Below are 26,481 nucleotides of genomic sequence, written 5' to 3'. Positions count from 1 at the left end.
CACTTCTTGGTCGAATAGATACCACCCGCTGAGACTTTATTGATCGAACGTGATCTTCCGCGGGCTGGGAACCGTGGGGAAGTGAATTCATGCGGGAACGATCAACGAGGAAGAACTCATGTAGGAGCGCCGTCCCGGCGCGAGCTTTTCTGTCTTTGGGTGCTGCCATCCCACCGGAAGAGCTCGCGCCGGGACGTCGCTCCTACACAATCTAAAGCTGCATGCGGCCCATGTGCTATCGCTGATCCCGCTACCGCTCCCCGATTGAGTTACGCTTCTCCGGATTGACGCATCGATTTGCGCTGGCATCCGGGACCGCTGTTTGGATATCCACCACGACTTGGCCGACGCCATTGGCCGCACGCCGTTGCTGCGCCTGCGGCAAGCATCCGAGTTGACCGGGTGCGAGATCCTGGGCAAAGCCGAATTCCTCAATCCTGGTGGCTCCATCAAGGACCGCACGGCGTTGGGCTTGTTGCTGGATGCCGAACGCCGCGGATGGCTGTGCGCTGGCGGTACCGTGCTGGAAGGCACGGCTGGAAATACCGGTATTGGCTTGGCGCTGCTGTGTGCCAGTCGCGGTTATCGCACCATCATCGTCATGCCGGAAACGCAGAGCCGCGAAAAGATCGACGCCGTGCGTGTCACCGGAGCGGAACTCCACTTGGTGCCAGCGGTTCCTTACGCCAATCCCGACCACTACGCGCACGTCGCGCGCCGCATGTGCGAAGCCATGAACCAAGCGGATCCCGGCTGCGCCTGGTTCGCCAATCAGTTCGATAACATCGCAAACCGCGATTTCCACGAAGCCACCACCGGCCCTGAGATTTGGGAGCAGACCGATGGCCGCATTGACGGATTCGTCTGTGCCACCGGTACCGCTGGCTCGCTCGCCGGCATAGGCCGTGCATTGAAGATGCGAAATCCGAAAGTGACGATCGCGCTGGCCGATCCTGCGGGCTCAGCATTGGCGCACTACGTCCACACCGGTGAACTGAAGGCCGAGGGCGGTTCCATCAGCGAGGGCATCGGATCAAGCCGCGTCACCGCCAACTTCGATGGCGCACCGATCGATTTGGCATGGTCGATTCCCGATGAGGAATCGGTGCCGTGGGTACATGCGATGATGATCAGTGAAGGTCTGAACCTCGGTGGATCGAGCGGTGTAAATATCGCCGGTGCGATCCGCTTGGCGAACGCATTGGGTCCGGGGCATACGGTCGTCACTTTGTTGTGCGATCCAGGCACGCGTTACCAAGCCAAACTGTTCAATCCTGTTTTCCTACGTTCGAAAGGACTGCCTGTGCCTGCATGGCTGGAGCGCGCGTTTCCATGAATCTTCCTTTGCATTTCGGTTTTCTCGGCGCATTGGAAGCCGGATTGATCGCTTTCGTGATTGGCGTGCTTTGCTACGCGCTCTGGCAGTGGCTATGCCGAATGCTGGATTGGTCCATCGGTCACGCCATCGGTTGGGCTTGTGTCATGGCGGTGGTAATCGGCGCGGGATGGGATGCATGGAGCATGTTTTACCTGGGCATGATGAAACTGGAGTCGCCCCTGTATGCACGGTTGGCGTTGCAGGGCATCCACGATCCCGACGGGTTGGGTGCACGGGTGATCTGCGAAATCGTCGGTGCGTTGTCCGGCGTCGTGATGGGTTGGCAATGGTTCAGCCATCGCAGACGTGAAGAGGATGTTTCAAACAGCGACGAATCGACAGGCGCGTAACGGTAAAATTCCGAAAGCGTCACGCAACAGATGAGACGCTCACATCGTCCTCACGGCTCGGTAACGAAGGTTTATAAGAAAAAATCAATCAGGTGGTTAAACCGGCGTGCACGCGCGTTTTGCGTCGCATAGGCGATTCAGGCGAACATTTGCATCGTTGGGCCGTGCGTGACGGAACGCACTCCCAAACCGACGGAGCAATGACGATGAACAACCAAAACCGTAAACCGCTGATTGGCCTGATCGCTCTTACCGCCGCCCTGGCGATGCCATTGGCGCTTGCGCAGGAAACCACCGACAGCAGCGCATCAGCCCAGACCCAGACCGATCCGCAGACACAAGATGCGACTGACGCAACATCCACCGATGCGACAAGCGCAACCGGCGCGACCACACAGTCATCGTCGCAGGCGACTGGTTCGGCCAGCGCACAGGGTGGTAAGCAGGATTGGGCTTCGCTCGATCTGGATGCCGACGGCATGATCAGCAAGGAAGAAGCTTCGGCCAATGCTGGTTTGTCGCAGGTATTCGATAAGGCCGATGCCAATGCCGATGGCAAGCTGGAAGCCGCGGAATACAACGAGTTTGTAAGCAAGAACTACGGCGAGCCGCAGAAGTAAGCGCGGGCGTACCGATGTTCGTTCGGCAATAGATCGGTCGAACAAGGAAGGGCGGCGGTGCCGCCCTTTCTTTTCAGGGAGGAGAAGAAATACAAGGAGAGATGCTATGCGGCGACAAATTGAACATCGTCTGCTGATCCTCATCATCTTGTGTGCCGTGCTTGCGGCGCCCATGGCTTCCGGGCAAACCATGACGGAAGCCGTTCCTCCTGAATCCATGTCCCCTGCCCGTGACAGCACTGCGCCAGCGCCCACAAGGTTCGAAGAGCTGGATGCCAATGGCGATAACGCAATCAGTAAGGACGAAGCGGCCGTCGATCCTGCTTTGGCTCAAGCATTCGACACATTGGACAAGGATGCTGACGGCAAGTTGTCCCCGGCCGAATATGCGGCCTACAACGTAGCGGGCGGAGGTAAAACCTGAAATCGCCGACATCTGTTCTTAACAGCGTCTGCGCGAAGCTTGGACGCACGCTGATTCAAGTTGAGCTGATCCAAATTGAGCTGACAAAAGTGTTGAAAGATCCCCCTTGTTGAGGAGAAGAACCATGAAAGTCGTCAAGCCCCAATCCTTGAGCTTGGTCGTTGCCTTGGCCGCGTTGCTGTCCGGTGCAGCGTTGTTGTCTGGCTGCAACCCGTCCGATAACGACACCACCAACGTCGAGCCGCCAGCACCAACGGAAGCCACTCCGCCCGAGACCACTCCGCCTCCGACGGACACCCCGCCGCCGCCAACCGAAACCACACCGCCGGCCGATCCGAATGCGCCTCCGGGCTCCGATCCGACCACGCCGGATCCGGCCAACCCCAACGCGCCGCAGACCACGCCTAGCGAAACACCGCCTCCTCCGGCGGATGGCAGCACGCCGCCCAGTGGCTAACAAGCAATAGGCGAGTTCTTGTGACTGAGTAACGACGTGATGGCGCAGGCACGGAGGAAGTGCATCCTCCGTGCCTGCGCCGCTGGTATGCTGCTGCGCCTTGATCCGGATAGGGAGTCGAAATGGGCGGCGGCAGATGGACGGCAACGACATGCTCGGTGACATAAGGTGGGTAGGCTTCGACGGCGACGACACGCTGTGGCGGAGCGAGGACTACTACCGCCAGGCGGAAGCGGATTTCGAACGCATCTTGAGTGCGTACATCGACTTGGCCGATTCCCGTACGCAGCAGCATTTGCTGGCGGTTGAGCGCCGCAACCTGAAGATATTCGGCTACGGCGTGAAAGGCATGACGCTGTCGATGCTGGAGTCCGCCATAGAGTTGACTGAAGAACGCATCAGCGCGCGTGACCTGCATCGGGTGATCGAGATCGGCCGGGACACGCTGCAGCATCCTGTGGAGCTGATTCCGGGCATGCGCGAGGCGGTTGAGCGCATCGCGGGCCGGTACGAGATTGTGTTGATCACCAAAGGCGACCTTTTTCATCAGGAAGCCAAGATCGCTCAATCGGGATTGGCGGATCTGTTCCACCGCGTCGAGATCGTTTCCGAAAAAGACCCACCTACTTATGCGCGCGTGCTGCGCGAGCTAGGGACGGTGCCGGACGCGTTTGTGATGGTGGGCAATTCGCTGCGCTCCGATATCGCACCGGTGATAGAGCTGGGAGGTTGGGGTATTCATATGCCTTATCACGTGACCTGGGCCCATGAAGCCGAACACAGTGTGCTCGATGACGAGCCCCGGCTACTGACGGTCGAACTCCCAGCACAGATTCCTGATGCGTTAGCAAAGATTGCCGCGGGCCCGCTTTAGCTTTTGGCTTGCCCACCTAAGGAACCTCTGAACAATTGCCGTCATGACCCGCCATTCGGCTGTTGAAGAGCGCCTCCCGCGAAGGCGGGAAACGCTTCTCAACAACCGAATGGCTGGTCATCCAGCGACTTCACCGCATTGAAAAACAAAGACACTAGGTTTCCGCCTACGCGGGGGTGACATCAGAATCGAATTGTTCAGGCCTTCCTCGCCGGATAAACGACAGTTGTACGCACTTGAGTTGGTAACGTTTCCAGTGGGAAAGGTTAAATCAAGGTTCACCCGATACGCGTCATTTTCGTCACATGCCCGCACCTGCGGGTGAACGGAGAACGAGATGACAAGCTTTTCCCTCACGCGGTTTTTTGCACCTGCCGTACTTGCCATGGGATTGGGCTTGGCGGCCTTCGCGCCGTCGACCGCACGCGCCAGCGACGATCTGATTCGCGTCCTGGTGGACGTTGCGGACGTTGTCTATCACTCAGGCCAACCCTACTACCGCCATGGGCGGTACGGGTACAACGATCGCGTGATCATCGTACGCGACCGCTACCATCGCCCGACCTACTACCGCTACGCTCCGCGAGTGGTCTACCGCTCACCGCCGCCGTATGGCCGGGCCCACGGCTATTACCGGAATTCGCCGCGGTACGACAAGCACTACGTCCGCTACGACCGGTACGATCGCAACCGCTACGATCGCCACGACCGCGACCGCTGGGATGACGACCGCCGCGACTATCGTGGTGACCGTCATCACAAGAAAGGCCGCCGCCACTACGACGATTGAGGGCCACGCTAGAGCGACTTGTTTCAGGTCGTACCGGCTTTGCGGGGCGGACGGCTGTTGTAGGAGCGGCGTCCCGCCGCGAGCTCTTCCTGTCAGATTGCGATAGAAGCGAAGAGCTCGCGCCGAGGACGGCGCTCCTACGGTTTTGACCCCAAGCTCCAAACGCCTGCGAGGTGAGAAAGCAGCAGGAGTGCGGCACAATGCGCCGATGCTGATCTCCCGCCCGCACTGGAAGATGCTTTTTCTGCTGATCCTGCTCTTTGCTGGGCTCTCCGGGGTCATCGTTGCTACCGCGCAGACAGCGGAAGGCGGATACGAGCCACGCAGCGGAGATGCCAGGATTGACCGCCACCTGGCGGACATCAATGACTACGCCGGCCGCTACCCAGCGAGTTTTGTCGATGAAATGGCGCGCTACTACACGGTGCCGCGGCCCTATGTGGAAGCCATGCTGCAGCAGCCCAACTGGACCGCGGGTGATATCTACATGGCCTGCGCCCTGGCGCGTGTAGCTGGCCAGCCCTGCCGGGCCGTCGTGCGCGAGTGGTCGCGCGATCACAGCGATGGCTGGAAGTCGGTGGCGGAACGCCTGGACGTCAAACCAGGCTCATCCCAGTACCGCAGGCTGCGCAAGGGCATCGATGAAACGTATGGCCGCTGGGATAGGCCCGCGCCAGCTGCTGATTGAGGGGCTGGGGTTAGAGGTCAGGCGCCAGAGGTCGGAGGCCAGGAAAACTTTGGGGCTGTCCTAGATAAATTGCTTATCCAGGACAGCCCCAAACTTTTGCTTCCTCTTTACAAAGGCGGCGAAGCCGCGCGCTTTTCCCTGGTCCCTGGTCCCTGGCCCCGCCTCAATCCCGCTTCTTCCCATACATAATCAGCAATTCGAGATCCTCTTCACCATCCTGCCGGATCGCATGTGTGCTGCCGGTGCGGGTCAGCATGGCGTCGCCTGCTCGTACTTCATGTGCTTTGCCGTCGAGTACATAGACCCCGCGTCCGCTGAGTACGTAATAGATCTCGTCCTTGTGGTGCTGGTGCAAGCCGATTCCCGCGCCTTTGTGCAGCACGCGCCTGCGGAACTCGAATCCCAGCGCCGGCGCATCGCGGAAGAAGGGATAGGCCGTGGTCGTACCCGCGCCGCCGTGCGGGCCTACCTGTTCGGCGGCGATGTCGCGCTCATGCGCGATCAGGGAAGGGTGGGCCTGCGCGCGCAGATCGGCTAGCGCGTTGGCCGATGCCCCGCAATCGGTATCGCGCACGACGTGCGCAACCAGGGATTCGTCCAAGCGCTTCCATTCGTCCACCACCAGGCAAGCAACTGCCACCGCACCCTGCGAAGACAGGTGCGTGTCGTCGGCTTGTTGCTGTTCCGGTACGTGCATGAAGTAGGCCTTGGACGGCCCATCGCCCAGCGCGCGCAGCCAGTCCATGCTGCGGGCGTTGAGATCGATCAAGGCAAGGTTCTCCCGCTGCGCCAGATCGCGTACGGCCTGTGTGTACAGGCCATGCGTGTCCAGCAACTGCTTGCCATGGTCAAACGTGCGGCGCGCTACCGGTGTGATCAGAATCGGTGTCGCGCCCTTCGCGCGCGCCAGCGTCACGTAGCGCATCAGCCATTGCGGAAAAGCATCCTTCGGCTCGTTGTAGCGCGTGGGATCTTCGATCTTTTGGTCGTTATGGCCGAACTGAATCAGCATTACGTCGCCCGCACGAATGTCCTTGGCGATACCTTTGAACCAACCCTCTTCGATGAAGCTGCGCGCGCTGCGTCCGCTTTTTGCGTGATTGCGCACCATGAAGCTGTCGTCCAGGAAGGAATCCAGCGCCTGACCCCAACCCTGGCGCGGAGCCCGCTCGGGACCGTATTCGCTAGCGGTGGAGTCGCCCGCGATGAAGACTTGGCGAGGCGGAGGATTGCGAGCCTCCGCGGCGAACACCATGAAGGCAGAAACAAAAATGATGACGGACCATTTAGGCATGACGGTATCTCGTCAATAACAGCATAGCGGTAGGAGCTATCTTTGCTTTTGTAGGAGCGGCGTCCCGCCGCGAGCTTTCGCAGAACGGAGAGCGACCGAAGCCCGCCATTCGCCATCCAGACGCGCTGCGGGGCGTTCTTGATCGTGTTCACCGCGTGGCTATCGGGGCAAGGAGCGACGTCCCGCTGCGAGCTCTTCTGTCTGATCGAGATAGAAGCGAAAAGCTCGCGCCGGGACGGCGCTCCTACAAGAGATTCTTTACCTACGTCAGGGATGCTTCAACGCGCCAGCCAGCCGCCGTCGACCGGGATAACGGCACCGTTGACGTAGTCCGACGCGCGCGAGGCCAGGAACACCGCGGTACCGCCCAGATCGGAAGGTTCGCCCCAGCGCGCGGCCGGAATGCGATCCAGGATGGACTTGTTGCGTTCCGCATCGGCACGCAACTGGGCGGTGTTGTCGGTGGCCATGTAGCCGGGCGCAATCGCGTTGATGTTGAGTCCCTTGCTGGCCCACTCGTTGGCCAGCAGGCGCGTGATGCCCGCGATGCCCGATTTGCTGGCGGTGTACGACGGCACGCGTATGCCACCCTGGAACGACAGCATCGAGGCAATGTTGATGATCTTGCCGGAGCCCTGCGCAATGAAATGCTTGCCTGCGGCTTGCGACATGAAGAACGCGCTTTTGATGTTGACGTTCATCACGTCGTCCCAGTCTTTTTCGCTGAACTCCACCGCGTCGGCGCGGCGAATCAGACCAGCGTTGTTGACCAGGATGTCCAGTCCGCCCAGACCACTCACGGTCTCGGCCACGATGCGCTCCACCGGCTCGATGGTGATCAGGTTGGCTTCGATGTTGAGGAAGCGACGGCCCAATGCCTTCACTTTTTCTTCGGTTTCCGTCGCAGCGACGATGCCGGCGGCGGCGATGTCCGCGCCTGCTTCCGCCAATGCCAATGCGATGCCCTGGCCCAAACCAGTATTGGCGCCGGTGACCAGCGCGACCTTGCCTTGCAGACTGAATGCGTTGCTTGCCATGGTTTCCTCGTTATGGTGCTACGGCGTTGTTGTAGAGCCGAGCTTGCTCGGCTGCTTTTGCTCTGGACTTCGGTAAATTTCAGCCGAGCAAGCTCGGCTCTACAAAAAATGACTTGCGATGCGGAAAGCGGATCGCCTAAAGCTCACTTGAGCTGGCAAATATCCAGCACGTGCATATCCGTGTAGTCCAGGTTCTCGCCGCCCATCGCCCAGATGAAGCAGTAGTTGCTGGTGCCGGAACCCATGTGGATCGACCACGGCGGCGACACAACGGCTTCGTCGTTCTGCACCACGATGTGGCGCTGCGCTTCCGGTTCGCCCATGAAGTGATAGACGCGATCGTTGTCACCCAGGTCGAAGTAGAAGTAGACCTCGGAGCGGCGATCGTGCAGGTGTGGCGGCATGGTGTTCCACACGCTGCCGGGCTTCAGCACGGTCAGGCCCAGCAACAGCTGCGAAGACTGGCAGGTGGCCGGCACGATGTACTGGTAGATCGTGCGTTCGTTGCTGGTCTCCAGCGCGCCGCGTTCCAGCGAAACCGCATTGGCGATCGCCAGCGGCTTGGTTTCGAAGCGCGCATGCGCAGGCGTGGACGTCAGGTAGAACTTGGCAGGCGTGCCGGCATTGTCGGATTCAAAAAACACATCGGCACTGCCCATCGCCACATACAAGCCGTCTTTCGGACCCAGCGGGTACACCGCCCCATCGACCGTGACTTTGCCCGCGCCCTGGCCCACGTTGATCACACCCAGTTCGCGCCGCTCCAGGAAAGGCTTGCCGGCAGCGGAGGCGGGTTCGGTCTGGCGTGGCAGCTCGACCTTCTTCGACACCGGTGCGGCGCCGCCAATGACGAAGCGCTCGTTGTGCGAATAGTTGAGCTGCACCGTATCGGCTACGAACAAGCTGCCGATCAGATAGCGGTCACGCAGCTGGTCGTTGCTGGCACCGTCCATCATGTCGGGGTGGGTGGCGTGATAGGTCTTGCAGAACATGGCTTGGCTCCGTGAAGGCTCAGGCGGGCGCGGAAGGCGCATCCGCGACGTGGGGTGCAGGGATTCTAACGGCTTTGGTAACCGGTGTCATTGCGCGGTGCGGCAGGACGAAAAGCTGAGCGGGAACCGGGAACCGGGAGCAGGGAATGAAAGGAAACGGACGCGTAAAGATCTTGCTGGAGTAGGGAACTCCGGAAAACATTTCTCGGCTACCGGCTACCGGCTACCGGCTACCGGCTTCATTCCGGCGGCTGACAGGAGTCGCGGATGACCAGGTGCGGACGGATGCTGGCGGCCGACAGGGCGCCAACGGTATCCGGATGGATCAGCATGGCGGCGGCGATGCGGCCGGTGTCGCGGGTGTTGCGGCGCACGGAGGTCAGGGCGGGCCACAAGCGCGAAGCCAGTGGGCTGTCGTCGAAGCCGACGATGGACAGCTGGCGCGGGATGTTGATGCCCGCGCGCAGGGCGACTTTGTAGGCGCCGGCGGCCATTTCGTCGTTACCGGTGAAGATGGCGGTGGGGCGCTGCTTGCCCGACAGCAGCTTTTCCGCGGCGGCCACGCCCGACTCGAAGGTGTAGCCGGCTTCGATGATGCGTGACTTCGGCAACTCGATGCCGCGCTGCGCCAACGCCTCCACGAAGCCGGAGGTGCGTTCGTGCGACGAGCGGTACGCGCTGGGACCGGTGATCAGTGCAATGTCGGTATGGCCCAGCGACAGCAGGTATTCCGCGGCTTCAGCAGCGCCGTTGCGGTCGTGGGTAACGACCATGCGCGACGGCTCGTCCATCGATACCGACGCGATACGCGTATAGCGGACGCCGATTTCGGCCAGCATATCGGCCAGCGCCTGGTCTTCCGACGCGCGCGGGATCAGCATCACGCCATGCAGTTTCTGCTGCTGCACAAACCGCCGCACGCCATCGATATAGCCGGGACTGCGGCTGTCGCAGGGATGCACGACCAGCTCGAAGCCCGAGTCGCGCAATGCATCCAGCGCGCCGTACTGCATGTTGACGATGTACTGCGCGGTCGGGTTGTCGTAGACCATGCCGATCAGGAACGACCGGCGGAACGCCAGGCCGCGTGCCATCGGGTCGGGTACGTAGCCGACCTCGCGCATCAACGCTTCCACCTTCTCGCGCGTGTCCTTACGGACTAGCGGCGAGTGGTTGATGATGCGGGAGACGGTCTTCTTGGAGACGCCCGACAGCCTCGCGATGTCGTTGATGGTCGCCGCTTTACCGGAGGAAGCCGGCGGGGTGGCGGAACTTTCGGGCTTCTTGCGCACGGGCATGGGAGCGTCTACAGGAAAAGGGCGGTGATTGCGGGGATTCTAGCGGTTTACGAACTCAGTCCAGCGCCCGGTAACGGAAATTCCGGAACCGCACGGCGCCGGTGCCGGAGGCATAGATCGCCGGTTTCAGCGCCAGGAACTTGCCGGCCACGTTGTGGTGATAGCCGGAAACCTCCATCTGCACCGGGTACTTGGTCCATTGCTTGCCGTCCTGGCTGGAGTGGATGGTGACGATGTGGCGGTTGTTGGTCACCCGCAGCCACAGCTTGCCACCGCGCTTGCTGGCCGCCAGCTTGGCCGGGCGCTCGTCGCCATAGCGGTGCATGACGAACTGTTCGCCATTGCTGCCGACACCCGCGTAAAGCCGGTCGCTGTAGAACAGCAGCGCCCCGCCGACGGCACCGGGCTCGATCTCCATTTCCACTTCGAACTGATAAGCCTGATCGTCAGCGATGGCGGTCAGCGGCGATGCGTCTCGCGGTGCGCTGCCTTTGCCTTGCAGGGTCATCACGCCGTCGCCGAACGACAACCGCTTCATCTCGTCGGCCGCCGGGTTGAAGAACGACCACTGCGGTCCCAGACGGCCGCTGCGGAAATCATCCGACAGCGCCATGCCGTGCTGGCCGACAGAAGTGCCGCTGGGTTTCGCCAGCGGTTGCCCCAGGTCGCCGCCCTTGGCGATGAACCAGCCATCGGCGGTCCACTCGATGGGCTCCAGCAAGGCTTGCCGGCCCAGCGTCCAGAAGCTGTTCTCATAACCGTGATAGATCATCCACCAACGGCCGTCGGTACCTTCCACCAGTGTGGCGTGACCGCGCGACCACCAAGGCTCTTTCGCCGAACGCGTGCGCGTGATCGGATTGTGCGGAGAGTTCTCCCACGGGCCATGGATGGAACGCGACCGGGCGGAGATGACCATGTGGCTGGTGGGTGGACCTGCGGTGCCGCCCACGGCGGTGGTCATGTAGTACCAGCCGTTGTGGAAGGTGATCTTCGGGCCTTCCTGCGCATAGCCCTCCACATCCCACTCTTCCGGGTACCGCCAGCCGTCGTAGACGTGTTTGGGTTCGCCCGTCACCTTCAGGCCATCATCGGACAGCGGCACATAGTCGCCACCGCTGAGGAACAGGTAGCGCTTGCCGTCTTCGCCCACGGCATGTCCCGGATCGATGTGCTTGCTCAAACCGATATCGATGGGATCGCTCCACGGCCCGTTGATGTCGTCGGCCCAGACCACGAAGTTGCTCCGTGTGCCGGTTTCGCCATGCCGCGCCGGGAAGTAGATGTAGTAGCGCCCTTCATGCTTGATCAGGTCCGGCGCCCAGATCGCGCCGACATTCTGGGTAATCGCATGACCGATCGGCTTCCAATTGACCAGATCGCGCGAATGCCACAGCGGCAGACCGGGATACGCGTCGAACGAAGACAGCGTGAGGTAATAGTCCTCGCCGTCTTTCAGGACAGACGGATCGGGATGATCGCCAGCGAGCACGGGATTGAGAAAACGGCCGTCGCCCAGATCGGCTTGGCGCTGGTTTTCGATTCCGCGCTTCCAGCCGCCAGCATTGTCATCGGCGGCGAGGGCCGGCGCGATCGATAGCAGGGTGACGACGGCGATGGCGTACCACGACTTCATTTGCATACGTTGCGTTCCTCGTATTTTCCGTGTGCTTTTCAAATACAAAGAAGAGACACGGCGGCGTCAGTGCGCCAACCGTGCTTTCCAGTTCGGATAGTCTTTCGACAGCAGCTGCTTCGGCCATTGGCCATACCACTCGTAGCCGGTGCGGCGTTCGCGTGGGATTTCGGCGTAGTCCTTCACGCGCACACCATCTCGTGTGGCCAACACCACGGTGTTATCGCTTAGATCGTAGAAGCGCGCCCATAGGTTTGATGCAGATGCGTCGCGTACCAGACGGCGATCCGTCTTCGATGCGTGATAGCGGTACTGCTCGGGTTCGGCTTCAAACGTTTCGATTCGCCAACCTTCGAGTTTTACCCGCTGTAGCCAAGCGACCGCGCCTTCAATCGCCGCAACCACTTCAGGCGACGGATTCGGAATGCTTATCAGGTAACGCACGACGCCCACGGTTTCCTGTGTCGCCATGGCGGGCAGTTCAAAACGGCGGCCGTGGGTCGGCTGCAACGTCTGATCGTCGTATTGTCCCGCCCATCCCGCCAGCGTCTGGCCCTGACGCACTTGCAGTTGCAGCAGGCAGGCATCTCCGTCAACGACCGCCTTGCGGATGCGTTCGCGCAACGGTGCCTCAATGAAGTCGAAGCGGGGCGCATCGCTTGCGGCCGCGCGCAATGTACCCAGCACACCCGCGGTGACGTCATCGGCGATGGTGATGAACGGGTGGTAGGACTCGGAACCCGGCACGCTGTGCGGCCAGCCGCCGCACCTGGGATTCTGGTGCGCCAGGATGAACTCAAGGCCACGTACGCTGGCGTCGCGGTAGCGCGCGTCGCCGGTCTGCGCGTACGCGCCAGCGAGATAATCGACATGGGTGTAGATGTTGCGATTGTCGAAACTGCCGCCGGTCTTGGCCGCTTCTTGCGCGTACTGCGCCAGGCCTGCGGCGTCCAGGATGCGCGCCGGGTCCTGATTCTGAATCCAGCCGCCATCCTTCCGCTGATAGCGCAGGATGTTGTCCGCGATCTGCGCCACCTGCTCCGGCGCATAGCGGGGATAGTCGTCGCCGTGCGTGTTCTGCCAGTGATGCATGGCATCTTCGAAGCCATCCAGTACCGGAGCAGCGGCCGGCGATGATTGCGCACAAACCGGTATGGCAGCGGCCATTGCCGTCGCGAGCAGCGCAACCGCCAAGCGCCGGCTGCTGATCATTTCAGCAACGCCGGCAGCCACAGCGACAGTCCGGGGAAGAACGCCACGATCAACAGCACCGCCAACCCAGCCAGCCAGAACGGCCAGATCGTCCGCATGCTTTCTCCAATGGAAATCTTTCCGATGGCGGTACCGATGAACAGCACCGAGCCCACTGGCGGCGTGACCAGGCCGATACCGCCGGTCAGGACCAATACCAGGCCGAAGTGGATCGGGTCGATACCGTAAGCCTTGGCGACCGGCAGGAAGATCGGCGTGCAGATCAGGATCATCGGCGCCAGGTCCATGAAGGTACCCAACAGCAGCAGCACCACGATGATCAGCAGTAGCACCAGGTACTTGTTGTCGGCGATCGATTGCAGCGCTTCGACCGCCGCGGCGGGCACCTGCAGGTAGGCCAACAGCCAACCAAATACTGCGGCGGTCGCTATCACGAACAGAATGACGCCGGTGGTGCGCGCCGCGTGAGCGACCGTCGCGAAGAAGTCGCGCAGCTTCAACTGGCGATACAGCACGCCGGTTACCAGCAACGCGTAGACCACGGCGATGGCGGCGCTCTCGACCGCGGTGAAGATGCCCGCGCGGATACCGAAGAAGATCAACGCCACCAGGCCAAGACCGGGCAGGGCGGAGATCAGCCGCGTCATTACCGCGCGCATGCCGGGAAACGCTTCAACGCCGTAGCCGCGGTGGCGCGCCACTATCCAGCCTGTGAACATCAATACCGCCGTCATCAGCAGCGCCGGTACGATGCCCGCTGCGAACAGATCGGCGATGGACAGCCCGCCACCGGCCGCCGCTGAATACAGAATCAGGTTGTGCGACGGCGGTACCAGCAACGCGACCAACGCAGCGGTAATGCTGACGTTCACCGCGAAATCACGGTCGTAACCGCGTTGGATCATCTGCGGAATCATGGTGCCGCCCACGGCGGACACATCGGCAATCGCCGACCCGGAAACGCCGCCGAAGAACAAGGAAGACAGGATGCTGACTTGCCCCAGGCCACCACGCACACGTCCGACCAGTGAAGCGGCCAGGCTGATCAGGCGCTCCGAGATGCCACCGCGCAACATGATCTCGCCAGCGAAGATGAAAAGCGGAATCGCGATCAGCGACGGCGAGCCAGCACCCGCGGAGATCTGCTGCACCAGCACGATGGACGGAATATCCAGGTAGAACAGCGTCGCCAGGGCGGCGGCGGCCAGCGCATACGCCACGGGTACGCCGATCAACAGCAATATTCCAAAAACTGAAAAAAGAAGTGCGATCGCCATGGTTCAGTCGTTTCCTTTTTCGGAAGATTCGGCCAATGCGTGCACCAATCGATTCAATGCAAACACCACCATAAGCAATCCCCCCACCGACAACGGCAAGTACGGCAGGCTTTGTGGAATCGGCGCACCGGCCATGCGGATATCCAGGCCATCCAGCAACAGCACCCATCCCCAGTACGCCATCACCGCGCCAATGACGGCTATCACCAGCGGCGATATCGCGTGGACCAGGCGCTTGGATCGCGGGCCCAGCGCTTCGGCCAACAGGAAAAAGCCGAAGTGCTTGTTCGTGTGCACGCCGGACGCGGCGGCCAAACCCATGGCGGTGCTGAGTAGTACCAGCGTGACCGGTTCGGTCCAGCTGGGTGAATCGTTGAGCACATAGCGTGCGATTACCTGCCAGCCCTGCACCAGCACCAAGCCCACCAGGGCGGTGGCGGCAATGCCTATGACAGTGTTTGAAAGCAGGTCCAGCGCGCGCTGTGCGCCGCTGGCAGACGAAGTGATTGCCGTGTTTTCGGACATCGCAATGATCTCAGGCGAGGTCGCGTATGCGACGGTAGAGGGGAGCTATGTCGGCGCGCTGCGTGTAATCGGCCAATAGCGGCTCAGCGACTGTGCGGAACGCGCCGATGTCGACATCGTTCATCTTCACCCCGTAATCGATGACCGCCTTGCGTGCGGCGCTTTCCGACTCATCCCAGTGCTGGCGCATGACCGACACCGATTGCCGCGCGGTTTCCAGCAGCAACTGTCGATCGGCAGGAGAGAGCGAATCGAAACTGCGGCGGGAGATCAGCAGCACGTCCGGCGCATAGGAGTGTTCGCTTTGCGACCAATACTTGGCCGCTTCGAAATGGCGGCTGGAGTGAAAGCTACGCATGTTGTTTTCGGCACCATCGATCATGTGCGTCTCCATGCCGGAGAACACTTCGCCCAGCGACAGCGGCGTGGGATTGGCGCCGAACATACGCATCATTCGGATGAAAATGTCCGATGCAGGCACGCGGATCTTCAATCCATGCAAGTCAGCAGGGGTTTGGATGGGGCGGCGGGTGTTGTAGAAACAGCGTGCGCCGGAATCGTAGATCGCCAGTCCCACCAGTTCGCGTTTTTCGAATCCGCGCAGCACTTCCTCGCCCACGCCTTCGTCCATCGCGCGGCGCAGGTGTTCCACCGAATCGAACACGTAGGGCAGACACAACGCCTGGGTCAGCGGAAACGCATTGTTCAACGCGCCCGAGTAAACACGGGTCATGTCGATGGCGCCATAGCGCGCCATGTCGATGGCTTCGGATTCGCGGCCCAACTGACCGGCGTGGTAGAGACGGATCTTCAGGCGCCCTTCGGTTTCGCGCTCCAGCGTTTCACCGATCCAGCGCACCGCTTCAACGGTGGGGTAGTCCTTCACATGCACGTCGGTGGCAGTCAGTATCCGCGTGTCCGTAGCAGAAGTTGCCGAAGCAGCTGCCCATGATGCGGTGACCGCCGCGCCTGCGCTTGCGGTCAGGAAAGTACGGCGACTGATCATGCGTTGGCTTCTCCGGTCTCCCGCGGCGTGGCGGCGACGGCGCGGCAGACGATGTCGTTGAACCCAGCGAAGCGGATGCGCGCTTGCTGGCCGGCGCGGATATCGTGGATACCCGTGGCGTTGCCGGTGGCGATCAGGTCGCCTTTTTTCAGGGGCCGGCCGCGTTTTGCCGACCGCGACAGCGCGAATGCGAATGCGGCCCGTAGCCCGCCTGGCAGCGTCGTGGCGCCGCCGCTACCGACCTGTTGTCCGTCGATGAGGGTCTCGCAGATCAGTTCGCTTTCCGGGCGAGAGGTCCAATCGGAAATCTCTTCGCCCAGGATCAGCCCGTTGTTGTTGCCGAAATCCGAGATCACCACGCGCGGGCCAAGCAGGTTGATGGTGGCCAGGGGGCTGCTGGCCACTTCCATGCCGGTGTACAAGGTGGATGCAACCGCGGCGGCTTCTTCCGGTGTCCAGTCGACCTTGTCGGCAGGCGCGTCGGCGTCCAGGCGCAGTACGTACTCGGCCTCCACCGCGCCAAAGCCGCCGGAGAACACCTGGAAATCCAGAGAATCCCCCGGATGGCTACCGGTAGCCATTTGCAGCGCGCGCTCGAAGATCGGGCCGAGCAGGCGCTCGTCACCGGACACGTCGCGACGTTCCGGAGCGATATAACCGACTTTCCAGCCCACGACCCGGTCCGGCCATTGCGCGATAGCGATGTCCTGTACGCGGTAGGCGGTGACCAGGTCATCGGGAATCTGGCCCGGGAAATCAGGCAGCGAGTGGCCCTGGCGCCTGGCTTGGACGAACCGATCCGCAATGGCGGTCAGTTCCTCCGAGGGGTTTCCTTGCGGCACTTCCATGGCTCGATCGTTGATGCTCAAGTGGGCTCTCCCCGTAATTCAGTTTGCTGCACTGCCGAGTGACAACGCAGTCCTGTGGAAGGTATATGGTAAACCGGTGTCATTTACAATGTGCACTGCCGCAAAGTCGAGTGCCCGATCCATTGCCTGGCGCGGAAGCGCCAACCACTCCTGGGAGGGAGCCAATGCTCCGTTTCGCTGTTCCTAAGAACCTGTCCACGAACCTGCTGCGCTCGGCAGGCGGCCCGCGTGCGGTGCTCGCAATGCTCACGTATCCCACATACGCTGCGCTTGCTCTGCTCCGCCACGGCCCGCCAGCCTTCGCTCGCGACGGATCGTGGACAGATTCTACGAAGGCGATCCGTCGCCGATTCGTCCGCGCCGCCTTCATGGTTCTTTTGTCTTGCACCACAGCAGCCGTTTGCGCGGCCGAGTCTGCCGGCCCCCTGGCGTTTCCAGGCGCGCAGGGCTGGGCCGCTCATACGCCGGGTGGGCGCGGCGGCAAGATCATCCGGGTTACCACCCTGAAAGCCGACGGCCCCGGATCGTTCGCCGAAGCGGTGAAAACGCCCGGCCCGCGCATCGTGGTGTTCGAGGTTGGTGGTGTGATCGACCTGGACCGTAAGGAACTGAAGATCACCGAGCCCTTCCTGACCGTCGCCGGGCAGACCGCACCGGCGCCCGGGATTACCTTCATCCGCGGCGGCCTGGCCATCGCCGCGCATGACGTGGTCATCCGCCATATCGCGGTGCGCCCGGGCGAAGCCGGGCTGCCCAAACGCGCCGGTGCCGACTTCGATGCCATCAATACCGTCCGCGGCGCCTACAACGTCATCGTCGATCATTGCTCGCTGACGTGGGCTACCGACGAAAACCTGTCCGCTTCCAGTACGCGCTTCGTCGGCGAGAGCGAGCAGGAGTGGATGCAGAATGCCTCGCGCCGCATCACTTTCAGCAACAACCTGCTGGCCGAAGGCCTGGCCAACGCCACGCATGGCAAAGGCGAGCATTCCAAGGGCTCACTGATCCACGACCATGTCAACGACGTGCTGATCGTCGGCAATCTGTACGCGCACAACTACGAGCGTAATCCGCTGTTCAAAGGTGGTGCGCGCGGCCAGGTGCTGAACAACCTGATCTACAACCCGGGCCAGCGTGCCGTGCATTACAACCTGATCGGAGAAGAGTGGATTGGTCACACGCCGTATTCCACCGGACAGATGATCCTGCGCGGCAACGTGATGCGTGCCGGCAAGGACACCGAGACGTTGGCGTTCTTCATGATCGGCGGCTCCGGCGATATGGAGCTTTACGCGGAAGACAATCTGGTGGTCGACCGCATTGGCAATGCACTGCCGCAACAAGGCCGTTATACGACTGCTCCGGTCAAGCTCACCGAGCTGAAGCGCGCGCCGGCCTTGCCGCTCGGCGTCCAGATGCTGCCTTCGGCACAGGTACAGGATGCGGTGATCGCAACCGCTGGCGCTCGCCCTTGGGACCGCGACCCCATCGATCGCCGCATCGTCGCAGACGTGATCGAGGGGCGTGGCGACATCATCGACAGCGAACAGGAAGTGGGCGGCTATCCGAAGCACAAGGAAACGCGCAGGCCTTTCGTGGAATCGGATTGGGATCTGGACACGATGGAGCCGCTGAAGCCGTACGAGCGCGGCGAACCACTGCGCTGAGAGCGACTTCATGACGGCTACCCGGAACCGGCGTTTCGTCGCCCCATTGCTTGCCATGCTGGCGTTGATCGCCGCGCCGTTTGCTGGCGCTGCGGTCACTTTGGAAGACAACGAGGAGAAAATCTATCTGTGGCCGGGTCGCACAGCACCCGGTTCGCTAGGCTTGGGGCAGACGCAAGCGATCACCGAACGCAGCAAGGACCCTTCGGTACCTGATCGCATCATCACCGGCGTCAGCCAACCCTATCTGGTGGTTTACCGGCCAAAACGGTCTAACGGCACCGCACTGCTGGTGACGCCAGGGGGAAGTTACGAGCGCATTGTGCTGGACAAGGAAGGCACGGTACTGGTGCCTCCCTTCGTGGACGAAGGCGGCGTGACGCTGTTCGTGCTTCGCTATCGCTTACCCGATCCCGCGCACGCCGAAGGCGCGAATGCGCCACTGGCCGACGCGCAGCGTGCGATGCGTTTGCTGCGCACACGCGCAGCGGAATGGGGCATCGATCCGACGCGTATTGGAGTGATGGGATTCTCCGCGGGCGGGCATGTCGCCGCCAGCCTTGGCACCCGCTTCGATGAAAGCGTGTACACGCCTGTCGACGCGTACGACCGGAACAGCGCTCGGCCGGATTTCATGGCGCTGGTGTATCCGGTGATCGACATGGGCGAACACGCGCATGGAGGCTCTCGCGTTCGGCTGCTAAGCGCACTGCCAGCATCCGCAGGCATCGCCGCATATTCGCTCCAGAACCGCATTACCGCCGCCACCCCGCCTACGTTCTTGCTGCACGCCAGCGATGATGATGTGGTGTCAGTGGAGAACAGCCTGCTCTTCTTCGATGCGCTGCGCCGCGCGAACGTGCCGGCGGAGCTGCACGTGTATCCGATGGGTGGTCATGGCTTTGGCATCCGCGGTACGCGAGGGTTGTCGCTGGAGGAATGGCCGCAGCTGGCGCTGACGTGGATGTCATCGTTGCAGACGCAAGCCACCACGTTGCAACGCAGTGATCGCTGAGCGCACGCAGATGGCCGGTGGCCAAATACCGTGATTCTCGTAGAGCCGGATCCTATGTTGATTGTCAAACCGTCCTGCCGAAGATGCCGACATGGCAATCCTTGTGGGAGCGACGTAAGTCGCGACCGGAAACATCAAACGTCGCGACTTACGTCGCTCCCACAAGGAAGCCGTCCGCTCGTTGTAGAGCCGAGCTTACTCGGCTGCTCTTCGGCCCGGCGTCCGGCAGAGCCAAAAGCAGCGGAGCAAGCTCCGCTCTACGTGAATCTTGCTGTCATCACAGCCGCATAGCGGTTCGAATATCGTTCCCCGCTGCCAGACAACATCAACCATGAAAAAACGTCACTTTTCACTTCTGATCTTCCTCAGTTCGATATCCGCGATTGGTTTCGCCTCAGCCCAGGAAGCACGCCCGCCGGTCAAACCGATCCAAGCCGACAAGATCGTACTGGTGGGCGACTCCACCACCGCGGTGCTGGGCGGCTGGGGGCCGAGCTTCTGCGCCAAGCACGTCACTTCGTTCCTCGCCTGCGTCAATCTGGCGCGCGGTGGTCGTAGCACCTACAACTACCGCGCCGAAGGTTCGTGGGACATCGTCCAGCGCGAGATGCGCTCCGGCGGTTATCGCAATGTATGGGTACTGGTGCAATTCGGACATAACGATCAGCCCGGCAAGCCAGGGCGTTCCACCGACCTGGCGACCGAGTTCCCAGCCAACCTGCGCCGCTATGTGGAAGAGATCCGCGCAGCAGGTGCACATCCCGTCCTGCTGACGCCGCTGACGCGACGCCAGTTCAAGGACGGGCAGGTAATCGACGATCTGGCGCCATGGGCGGACGCCGTGCGCAGCGTCGCCAACGAGCTGAAAGTTCCTTTAGTGGATCTACATGTGCGTAGTCGCGATGCGGTGCAGGGCATGGGGCCGGTGCAGGCGATGCGTTTCGCGCAGCTGCCGGCCGCGCCCGAGCAAGTGAGCGCTGCGCAGAAGGGCACGACTATTGGTCATATGCCTACGCCTGCCGGCGGCAGTCAGGCTGCCGTGAGCCCGGCGCGGGCCTCATCGGCGGCCACGGCTACGCCGCAGGACAACGTAGCGACCGAGCCGATGGGACAAGCCAAGCTTGCGTTCGATTACACGCATCTGGGTCAGGAAGGCGCGAATTTCTTCGCCGCCATCGTCGCCGATGAGTTGGCGCGTGCGGTGCCGCAGTTGCGGAAGCAGTTGATTCCCTGATTTCGTAGGATGGGTCGAGCGCAGCGACACCCATCGCTCGCGTCAAGCTATCCGAGCCGACGGGTGTCGCTGCGCTCGACCCATCCTACGACACAAAGAAGAACCCCGGCATATGCCGGGGTTCTGATCGCATACAACCTTCTAGCTTGCGGCTATTAGACCGTCATGGGTGACGTTGCTCAGCACTTCTTACTGACAACTCGCCGGTGCCGCCGCAATGATCGCAGCGATCCCAGCCGTCTCCGGCGAAACATACGGCACCTTTCCACCCTTGCCCGCGGTGGCGAAGACATATCGCGCCAGATCCATGCCGGCCGGCAGCCGGTTGGCTGTGATCAGATCCTTCGACAGCGCGTCGTAGCCGGCGAACATATCCGGTGTGGTGCCGTAGGAAAGTGTCAGATCGCCGGGTGCGCCGGTCGCCTGGCAGGCAGTGTTGGCGTACCACACGTAGCTGCCGGTGGTCCTGATGTTGCCGCCGCTGTAGTCGCGGATCAGGGTCGCGACCCAGTAAGCCATGTCGTCACCTTCGCTGTTATCGACGTTGTTGAGAAACATGTTGTCCTCGAACGCGATACGGCCGCCTACGCGGATGCTCAACAAGTCCTTGCGATACCCGTAGAAGACATTATTGAAGATGTGCGACTGGCCACGGCGTAACAACGGCACGCGGCGTAGGCCGTTGTAGGCGGCTTCGCCGTAGTGCGCGTCCGTGGTGACGAACAAGTTGTCGTGGATCGTGGTGGTGATGTTCGCGGCCATCGGCTCACTGTCGCCTGATGCGTGCAGCGATGCACGCTTGACGTTGAGCAGCTTGTTGAAAGAAACGGTGATGCTGTTGGCACCCACCTTTACGTCGAAAGCTGAATCGCCGGTGTTCTCGAACGTGTTCTGGTGGATCCAGATGTCGCGTGAGGCGCCGGTGGAACGGGTCATGTCCGGGTCGAGGTCGTGGTCTTCGACATGGCCAACCCCCATGAAGCGATTGTTGGTGATGATCACGTTCTGGCTCATGTGCGTGCTCGCACCCGAGCTGTCGGCGCCGATCTTGAAGCCGCTGAACAGGAACGTGGCGTTGCTGCCGCGGCCGTCGATGGTGGTGTTGGAGTCGATCATCGGGAGCTTGATCGCATTCAGGCTGCTGTTGTTGAGTCGGTTGTTGAAGAAGGTGTTCTCACACGTCGCGCTCGACACGTCGTGGTTGGTGCACCACAGCCGGTGGTCCATGCATTCGGCCACGGTGGCATTGTCCAGCGCCGTCAACACGGCTGAGTTGGTGCACCCGTTGCGATACATGGCAACATCGGTTGCAGCGGCGAAGTTGCGCTTGTCGAATACGATCCACTTGTGGTCCGGTGTACTGATGGCATCGAGGATCTGCTTTTCCGGAGTGGTCGTGCCGTTCTTCGTGATCACGACCAGTCGACTGCCGCCGTTGGGGTCGTAGCCGCCGGTCGCCTTGTAGCCGAAGCCCACCGGACCACCGAGCGAATCGGCCAGGCAGGCGACGATCTGCTGGTCAGTGGTAAGCACCGGCGATTCGCGCCAGTTCATATTGGGATCGTTGATCAGCGTGCGGCAGGCCTCCACCACGCCGCCGCCACCGCTGCTCGGCTGGATGGTCACGCCTACCGCGGAGGAATCGTAGCCGGTGCCGCTGCTGTTGATCGCTCTCACCCAGTAGTAGTAAGTGCCGCTGGCAAGGCCGGTGTCGGAATAGCTGGTGCCGGTCACGCCATTGGCGATGCGTACGCGGCCGGTGGGATTGCTGTCGGTGTCGCGATAGACCTCTTGATTGGTCGCGGTGCCGCCGCTGACCGTCCAACTTAGGTTCGCATTGGTGCCGGCCGCCGCCGCGCTCAGGGAGACGCTTAGAGGCGTGGGAGTGGTACCTCCACCGTCGGCATAGGTCTCGAACTCAGCGACTGCCGGCGTGGCGCTTGAGCCGGTGATTTCGAAATTGATCTTGGTCAGCGAAACAGGCGTGAAGCTGATCGTGCCAGCACCCGTACCAGTCGCCAGTACCGCGCCATTGCTGTTGTTCACCAAGCGCCATGTGCCGATGCGGCCGGTAAAACCCGAGGGCTCGCGGATGATCACGGTGCCCACCGTAACCGCCGAACCCCATTTGACCGAAACGCGTCCGGTCGAACCGGCCGGCGACCAATACGTACTCATGTTGCCGTCAAGAACGTTGCCGTAGCTGGTGCCACTGGCCTTGCTTGAGCCGTCGCTGCCAGCCCCCAGACTGAGGTTGGTGCCACTCTGGGCGTACGCGGAAAACGGGGTTCCCATTCCGATACCGATCCAGAGTAAAGCAGTCAACAGACAGCGCGATGCTGATGTCTTCATGTTCGGTCCCTCTATGGTTAGCAATCAGAGCCATGCCATCCAGGCGGTTGTCGCTCGCACCATCCTGGTGGAGCGCGTTACGTTTTCCACATCGCCCTTATCCCCTGGGTTTGGAATTGGAAGCCGGACCGGCACGTCCGTCGTGTCAACGACGGACGTGCCGGCCGGCCGCCATGTGTCAGAACTTGTAGCGCGCCCCTAGGTAGTACTGCCGTCCGGTGTGGGTGTACCTGTCCTGCAGCGACAGTTCCGAGTCGACATACCGGCTGTCTTCAGTATCCAGAAGATTGATGGCTTCGAATGTCAGCGACAGGTTGTCGTTGACGCGGTAGGACATGTTGAAGTCGACATTGCGCACGTCGTACTTGCCAGTCACGTCGGCGGTGGTCAGCTGATTGCCATCCAGATCCCAGACGTTTTCCCGGCTGAGTACTTCGCCGATGTAGCCGTCGCGGTAGCTGGTGGATATGCGTGCGCTGAACGTGTCGTTGTCGAAGTACAGCGTGGCGTTGTACGAGTTCGGTGAAAGGTTGACCAAGTCGTTTTCAGTGAACCGGGTGACGACCGCAGTGTTGTTGCTGGCTGCGGTGCTGAACATGTACTGGATGTCCGACTCGACATGCGTGTAGTTCAACTGCACACCGAAGTGGCGCCAGAAGCCGGGCAGGAACGAGAACGGCTGTTGGTAGGTAAGTTCGTAGCCTTTCAGCGGGCCGCCTGGGGTGTTGTAGTAGCTCTGCACGTTGAACACCGTATCGGCGGTGAAACCGGCCGGCAGGAGGTCCAGCGAATAGCCCAGATCGGCCCAAGTGGACAGCAGGCGGGTGCGCTGGATATAGCTTTCAATGTCTTTATAGAACACGGCGGCCGACAGCAGCGCGCCTTCGCTGAAATACCACTCCGCGCTCAGGTCGTAGTTGGTGGAACGGAACGGGTCCAGCTTGGGGTTGCCCAGGTTGATTGAGAACACCCGACCGTCGTCGAAGTAGTTGGTGGGGCCGCCACTGACACCTGGCGACATGTAGGTCAGCGTGGGCCGTGCCATGGTCTTGGCAGCGCCGAAGCGCAACACGAACTCGTCGGTCAGGTTCCAGGCCAGGTTCAGCGAAGGCAGCACATCGGTATAGGAGTGATTGACTTCGCTGCGCACCAGCAGGCGCTCGCCGGGGTCAGCGGTGTTGCTGGCCACGCCGAAGAAGCTCTCACAGGCGCTGGAACGATTGGCCGCATTGCTGGCCGTGCACGGCGCATAACCGGAGGCGGTGATCTGCGTATCGACCACGCGTACGCCGATGTTGCCGCGGAACGGGCGATCCAGCAGATCGGTGTTGAAGTCCAATTGCAGGTAGGTACCCAACGTCTTCTCGTTGACCTGGAAGTTGTTGTTGGAGGCGCCGAAGTGGCCGAGACCGGCTAGGCGGTAGTCGCCGCCCTGCGCTCCGGAGTCGCAATTGCAGTAGATGTCCAGCAAATCGGCGACCTTGTCGAAGTCCGGAATCAGCCAACTGCTCGGAACATTGCCGTCAAGGCCGCTGCCGAAGCCGGACAGCGTGGTGCTCATGTCCGCCACCGTGACGCCACCGGGCAACGCCTGCGCCAACCGACCGTAGCTGATGTGGCGGTACTCCTCCGAGCTCATGTCGTAGTCCTTGTACGCAAGGCCGGTGCGGAAGGTGAAAGTGGGATTGATGTTGAACTGCAGATCGACCTTGGCGGTGTCGAAAGCATTCTCGACGTAGCTCGGGTTGAGCCGCACTTCGCTGATGTTGGTGCCGCGCGCGGTGCCGTTGCTGTTGACGGGCACGCTGTCGTAGCCCAGCCACGACCAGGTATTAGGGTCATTCAGCGCAAACGGGAAGGTCATGCTTGGCATCCCGCCGCCGCCGCGCATGTCCAGCACAAAGCCGTCCAGGTTGGAATTGTCGAAGCTGACCAACGAGAACACCGGGCGTTCGTAGTCGGAAGCGGAATGGCCGATCACCGCATCCAAGCGCACGTCATCGTTGAACTGATGTTCCAGCGTCAAGCTGAACTGTTTGAACTCCGTACTCTCCTCGATAACGGAAGACTCGGTGCGGAAGTCGACGTTGTCGAACACGCCGTAGACCAGCCGGTTCATATCGTCGACCTGGGCCTCGCGCACCGTGATCTGGGTCTTACCGCCCAGGTTGGCGGTGCGGTGCAGGTTGGCGCCCAGCGAATCCTCGCGCTGATTCTTCTCCAGCTTGGAGTACATGCCGTCGAAGCTGAGCAGCGTGTCGTCGGAGACCTTGAACTGCAGCGCGGTGGTCACCCCCAGTCGTTCGATCTCGTGGTGGGTGCGGATATAGCGCGGATAGCGCGGTATCCACGCGTTGGTTGCGGTCTCGTAGGCGGCGATATTCTCGGGTGTGTTGGCAGGACGGGGCAGGCCGGTGCCGCAGTTCTCTGCGTCGATGCCGTAGCTGCCCCAGCCATTGTTGCGGTTCTGATTGGCGGTGCTGCCGGTGCCTGCGGGGGTCTCATTGGATAGCGGATTGCGCGGCGTCTGCGGGTCGTAGCCAACGGGACTGCAGAACCCGTAGGTGCCGTTGTTGTTGGCATTGCTTTGGTTGGAATTGCGGTGGTTGCCGTGCTCCCAGCGCACCGGGTTGTAGCCTTCCTCATAGATGTTGCGCTTGCTGTAGGCCACGGACATCAACGCACCGAAGCGGCCATCGCCCCAGCTGTTGCTGATCAATCCGGAGATGCGCGGGTCGTTCTTTTCGGAAAGTTCGTTATAACCGTACTGGCCGCTCGCCGATGCTTGGAAGCCATCGAAGTCGAATGGCCTTGAGCCGCGCAAGTCGACCGTGGAGCCCAGAGAGCCTTCGTCCATTTGCGCCGACTGGGTCTTGTTGACCTTGACCTGGCTGAACAATTCGGAGGCGAAGGTATTGAAATCGAAGCCGCGGCTGCGGTTGACGCCGGCGCTGCCGCTGCCGGCAGTGGACAGTGCTTCCAAACCGTTGATGCGCACGCGGGTGAAGTCCGAACCCAGGCCGCGGATAGAGATGCGCTGGCCCTCACCGCCTTCGCGGTCGATCGAAACGCCCGCGATGCGCTGCATCGATTCGGCCAGGTTCTGGTCTGGGAATTTGCCGATGTCTTCGGCGAAGATCGCGTCCACCTGTTCCACGCTGTAGCGCTTCTCGTCCAGCGATTTCTGCAGGCTTGCCCGGTAACCGCCCTTGACCTCAACGACGTCCAGGTTGGTGGCCGCCTGTTGTGGCGCATCGGGCGTCTCTCCGGCCTGCTGGGCAGCTGCGGTGACGTTGATTTGCAATGCCAGCGCGACCGCGCAAGCCAGTAAGGTAACCGGTGTCTTTTTTTGACGCGAATAGTGCCGAATTGGCATTAGTTTCCCCTCCCAGGGTGGTGAGTCGATGTGGGACGTGTGCAGAAGAAAAGTGCATGGTGAGCGATAGGCAATAAGCAATACGCAAGAGGCAGTAAGCAATAAGCAAT

General features: G+C 61.4%; 22 protein-coding genes and 1 pseudogene. 11 read left to right on the top strand and 12 right to left on the bottom strand.

From position 1 onward, the window contains the following. Positions 1-322: 322 nt before the first annotated feature. The 8 genes from AB6O04_RS12780 to AB6O04_RS12745 all read left to right on the top strand — a co-directional run bounded on the left by AB6O04_RS12780 (position 323) and on the right by AB6O04_RS12745 (position 5,581). Positions 323-1,336: a cysteine synthase A gene (locus AB6O04_RS12780; protein ID WP_368564372.1), complete on the top strand. Its 1,014-nt coding sequence runs from the start codon at positions 323-325 to the stop codon at positions 1,334-1,336. Further along, positions 1,333-1,728, top strand: a complete 396-nt coding sequence (locus AB6O04_RS12775) for a hypothetical protein (protein WP_368564371.1) — start codon at positions 1,333-1,335, stop codon at positions 1,726-1,728. Before AB6O04_RS12780 ends, AB6O04_RS12775 begins: the two co-directional genes overlap by 4 nt. Before the next feature lie 206 nt (positions 1,729-1,934). Continuing rightward, positions 1,935-2,348, top strand: a complete 414-nt coding sequence (locus AB6O04_RS12770) for an EF-hand domain-containing protein (RefSeq protein ID WP_368564370.1) — start codon at positions 1,935-1,937, stop codon at positions 2,346-2,348. Between the two features lie 106 nt (positions 2,349-2,454). Further along, the gene (locus AB6O04_RS12765) at positions 2,455-2,772 is read left to right on the top strand and encodes a hypothetical protein (RefSeq protein ID WP_368564369.1); all 318 of its coding nucleotides are present in this window, start codon (positions 2,455-2,457) and stop codon (positions 2,770-2,772) included. A gap of 124 nt (positions 2,773-2,896) precedes the next feature. After that, complete coding sequence (locus AB6O04_RS12760) at positions 2,897-3,229, top strand: hypothetical protein (RefSeq protein WP_368564367.1); 333 nt, start codon at positions 2,897-2,899, stop codon at positions 3,227-3,229. A gap of 136 nt (positions 3,230-3,365) precedes the next feature. Beyond that, positions 3,366-4,103: an HAD family hydrolase gene (locus AB6O04_RS12755; protein WP_368564366.1), complete on the top strand. Its 738-nt coding sequence runs from the start codon at positions 3,366-3,368 to the stop codon at positions 4,101-4,103. Positions 4,104-4,440: 337 nt separating this feature from the next. Beyond that, positions 4,441-4,893: a hypothetical protein gene (locus AB6O04_RS12750; RefSeq protein ID WP_368564365.1), complete on the top strand. Its 453-nt coding sequence runs from the start codon at positions 4,441-4,443 to the stop codon at positions 4,891-4,893. 208 nt (positions 4,894-5,101) lie between these two features. Beyond that, complete coding sequence (locus AB6O04_RS12745) at positions 5,102-5,581, top strand: hypothetical protein (RefSeq protein WP_368564363.1); 480 nt, start codon at positions 5,102-5,104, stop codon at positions 5,579-5,581. 163 nt (positions 5,582-5,744) lie between these two features. Here AB6O04_RS12745 and AB6O04_RS12740 read toward each other — a convergent pair whose 3' ends face one another. From AB6O04_RS12740 to AB6O04_RS12695, 10 genes and pseudogenes are all read right to left on the bottom strand, one after another. Next, on the bottom strand, positions 5,745-6,836 hold the full coding sequence (locus tag AB6O04_RS12740; RefSeq protein ID WP_368564431.1) for a cupin domain-containing protein: 1,092 nt from the start codon (positions 6,834-6,836) through the stop codon (positions 5,745-5,747). Between the two features lie 317 nt (positions 6,837-7,153). Next, positions 7,154-7,912, bottom strand: a complete 759-nt coding sequence (gene kduD / locus AB6O04_RS12735) for a 2-dehydro-3-deoxy-D-gluconate 5-dehydrogenase KduD (RefSeq protein WP_368564362.1) — start codon at positions 7,910-7,912, stop codon at positions 7,154-7,156. A 143-nt stretch (positions 7,913-8,055) separates the two neighbouring features. After that, positions 8,056-8,904 carry a 5-dehydro-4-deoxy-D-glucuronate isomerase gene (gene kduI / locus AB6O04_RS12730; RefSeq protein WP_368564361.1) on the bottom strand — a complete coding sequence of 283 codons (849 nt, stop codon included), beginning with the start codon at positions 8,902-8,904 and terminating at the stop codon, positions 8,056-8,058. A gap of 239 nt (positions 8,905-9,143) precedes the next feature. Continuing rightward, the gene (locus AB6O04_RS12725; protein ID WP_368564360.1) at positions 9,144-10,202 is read right to left on the bottom strand and encodes a LacI family DNA-binding transcriptional regulator; all 1,059 of its coding nucleotides are present in this window, start codon (positions 10,200-10,202) and stop codon (positions 9,144-9,146) included. Positions 10,203-10,257: 55 nt separating this feature from the next. Beyond that, positions 10,258-11,757, bottom strand: a pseudogene (locus tag AB6O04_RS12720) (family 43 glycosylhydrolase); the annotation flags it as partial. Positions 11,758-11,904: 147 nt separating this feature from the next. Then, positions 11,905-13,050 (bottom strand): pectate lyase, encoded by a 1,146-nt coding sequence (pelA, locus tag AB6O04_RS12715; RefSeq protein ID WP_368564359.1) that lies wholly within the window; start codon positions 13,048-13,050, stop codon positions 11,905-11,907. Further along, entirely contained in the window at positions 13,047-14,327 is a 1,281-nt protein-coding gene (locus AB6O04_RS12710; protein ID WP_368564358.1) for a TRAP transporter large permease, read from the bottom strand. The genes pelA and AB6O04_RS12710 overlap by 4 nt, the downstream gene beginning before the upstream one ends. Before the next feature lie 3 nt (positions 14,328-14,330). Beyond that, positions 14,331-14,852 (bottom strand): TRAP transporter small permease, encoded by a 522-nt coding sequence (locus AB6O04_RS12705; RefSeq protein ID WP_368564356.1) that lies wholly within the window; start codon positions 14,850-14,852, stop codon positions 14,331-14,333. 10 nt (positions 14,853-14,862) lie between these two features. Then, positions 14,863-15,858, bottom strand: a complete 996-nt coding sequence (locus AB6O04_RS12700) for a TRAP transporter substrate-binding protein (RefSeq protein ID WP_368564355.1) — start codon at positions 15,856-15,858, stop codon at positions 14,863-14,865. Then, entirely contained in the window at positions 15,855-16,706 is an 852-nt protein-coding gene (locus AB6O04_RS12695) for a 2-keto-4-pentenoate hydratase (RefSeq protein ID WP_368564430.1), read from the bottom strand. Before AB6O04_RS12695 ends, AB6O04_RS12700 begins: the two co-directional genes overlap by 4 nt. Positions 16,707-17,095: 389 nt before the next feature. Between AB6O04_RS12695 and AB6O04_RS12690 the strand changes: the two genes are divergently transcribed. The 3 genes from AB6O04_RS12690 (at position 17,096) to AB6O04_RS12680 (ending at position 20,643) form a co-directional block, all read left to right on the top strand. Continuing rightward, on the top strand, positions 17,096-18,394 hold the full coding sequence (locus tag AB6O04_RS12690; protein WP_368564354.1) for a polysaccharide lyase family 1 protein: 1,299 nt from the start codon (positions 17,096-17,098) through the stop codon (positions 18,392-18,394). A 10-nt stretch (positions 18,395-18,404) separates the two neighbouring features. Further along, a complete protein-coding gene (locus AB6O04_RS12685; protein WP_368564352.1) occupies positions 18,405-19,409 on the top strand; it encodes an alpha/beta hydrolase in 1,005 nt (334 codons plus the stop codon). A gap of 331 nt (positions 19,410-19,740) precedes the next feature. Beyond that, positions 19,741-20,643, top strand: a complete 903-nt coding sequence (locus tag AB6O04_RS12680) for a rhamnogalacturonan acetylesterase (protein ID WP_368564351.1) — start codon at positions 19,741-19,743, stop codon at positions 20,641-20,643. 189 nt (positions 20,644-20,832) lie between these two features. On the opposite strand, the gene AB6O04_RS12675 is transcribed toward AB6O04_RS12680, so the two are convergent. Further along, on the bottom strand, positions 20,833-22,995 hold the full coding sequence (locus AB6O04_RS12675) for a hypothetical protein (protein WP_368564350.1): 2,163 nt from the start codon (positions 22,993-22,995) through the stop codon (positions 20,833-20,835). Positions 22,996-23,173: 178 nt separating this feature from the next. Beyond that, entirely contained in the window at positions 23,174-26,371 is a 3,198-nt protein-coding gene (locus tag AB6O04_RS12670; RefSeq protein ID WP_368564349.1) for a TonB-dependent receptor, read from the bottom strand. Between the last annotated feature and the right edge of the window lie 110 nt (positions 26,372-26,481).

The organism is Pseudoxanthomonas sp. UTMC 1351, from assembly GCF_040948865.1.
Classification (GTDB): domain Bacteria; phylum Pseudomonadota; class Gammaproteobacteria; order Xanthomonadales; family Xanthomonadaceae; genus Pseudoxanthomonas_A.
This window is presented reverse-complemented; position numbering and strand designations above follow the sequence as displayed.

Bases quoted from the DNA above. Each gene is read 5' to 3' on its own strand.
- AB6O04_RS12775 (WP_368564371.1), top strand. From the start codon at position 1,333: ATGAATCTTCCTTTGCATTTCGGTTTTCTCGGCGCATTGGAAGCCGGA.
- AB6O04_RS12770 (WP_368564370.1), top strand. From the start codon at position 1,935: ATGAACAACCAAAACCGTAAACCGCTGATTGGCCTGATCGCTCTTACC.
- AB6O04_RS12765 (WP_368564369.1), top strand. From the start codon at position 2,455: ATGCGGCGACAAATTGAACATCGTCTGCTGATCCTCATCATCTTGTGT.
- AB6O04_RS12760 (WP_368564367.1), top strand. From the start codon at position 2,897: ATGAAAGTCGTCAAGCCCCAATCCTTGAGCTTGGTCGTTGCCTTGGCC.
- AB6O04_RS12755 (WP_368564366.1), top strand. From the start codon at position 3,366: ATGGACGGCAACGACATGCTCGGTGACATAAGGTGGGTAGGCTTCGAC.
- AB6O04_RS12750 (WP_368564365.1), top strand. From the start codon at position 4,441: ATGACAAGCTTTTCCCTCACGCGGTTTTTTGCACCTGCCGTACTTGCC.
- AB6O04_RS12745 (WP_368564363.1), top strand. From the start codon at position 5,102: ATGCTGATCTCCCGCCCGCACTGGAAGATGCTTTTTCTGCTGATCCTG.
- AB6O04_RS12740 (WP_368564431.1), bottom strand. From the start codon at position 6,836: ATGGTGTTCGCCGCGGAGGCTCGCAATCCTCCGCCTCGCCAAGTCTTC.
- kduD (WP_368564362.1), bottom strand. From the start codon at position 7,912: ATGGCAAGCAACGCATTCAGTCTGCAAGGCAAGGTCGCGCTGGTCACC.
- kduI (WP_368564361.1), bottom strand. From the start codon at position 8,904: ATGTTCTGCAAGACCTATCACGCCACCCACCCCGACATGATGGACGGT.
- AB6O04_RS12725 (WP_368564360.1), bottom strand. From the start codon at position 10,202: ATGCCCGTGCGCAAGAAGCCCGAAAGTTCCGCCACCCCGCCGGCTTCC.
- pelA (WP_368564359.1), bottom strand. From the start codon at position 13,050: ATGATCAGCAGCCGGCGCTTGGCGGTTGCGCTGCTCGCGACGGCAATG.
- AB6O04_RS12710 (WP_368564358.1), bottom strand. From the start codon at position 14,327: ATGGCGATCGCACTTCTTTTTTCAGTTTTTGGAATATTGCTGTTGATC.
- AB6O04_RS12705 (WP_368564356.1), bottom strand. From the start codon at position 14,852: ATGTCCGAAAACACGGCAATCACTTCGTCTGCCAGCGGCGCACAGCGC.
- AB6O04_RS12700 (WP_368564355.1), bottom strand. From the start codon at position 15,858: ATGATCAGTCGCCGTACTTTCCTGACCGCAAGCGCAGGCGCGGCGGTC.
- AB6O04_RS12695 (WP_368564430.1), bottom strand. From the start codon at position 16,706: ATGGAAGTGCCGCAAGGAAACCCCTCGGAGGAACTGACCGCCATTGCG.
- AB6O04_RS12690 (WP_368564354.1), top strand. From the start codon at position 17,096: ATGGTTCTTTTGTCTTGCACCACAGCAGCCGTTTGCGCGGCCGAGTCT.
- AB6O04_RS12685 (WP_368564352.1), top strand. From the start codon at position 18,405: ATGACGGCTACCCGGAACCGGCGTTTCGTCGCCCCATTGCTTGCCATG.
- AB6O04_RS12680 (WP_368564351.1), top strand. From the start codon at position 19,741: ATGAAAAAACGTCACTTTTCACTTCTGATCTTCCTCAGTTCGATATCC.
- AB6O04_RS12675 (WP_368564350.1), bottom strand. From the start codon at position 22,995: ATGAAGACATCAGCATCGCGCTGTCTGTTGACTGCTTTACTCTGGATC.
- AB6O04_RS12670 (WP_368564349.1), bottom strand. From the start codon at position 26,371: ATGCCAATTCGGCACTATTCGCGTCAAAAAAAGACACCGGTTACCTTA.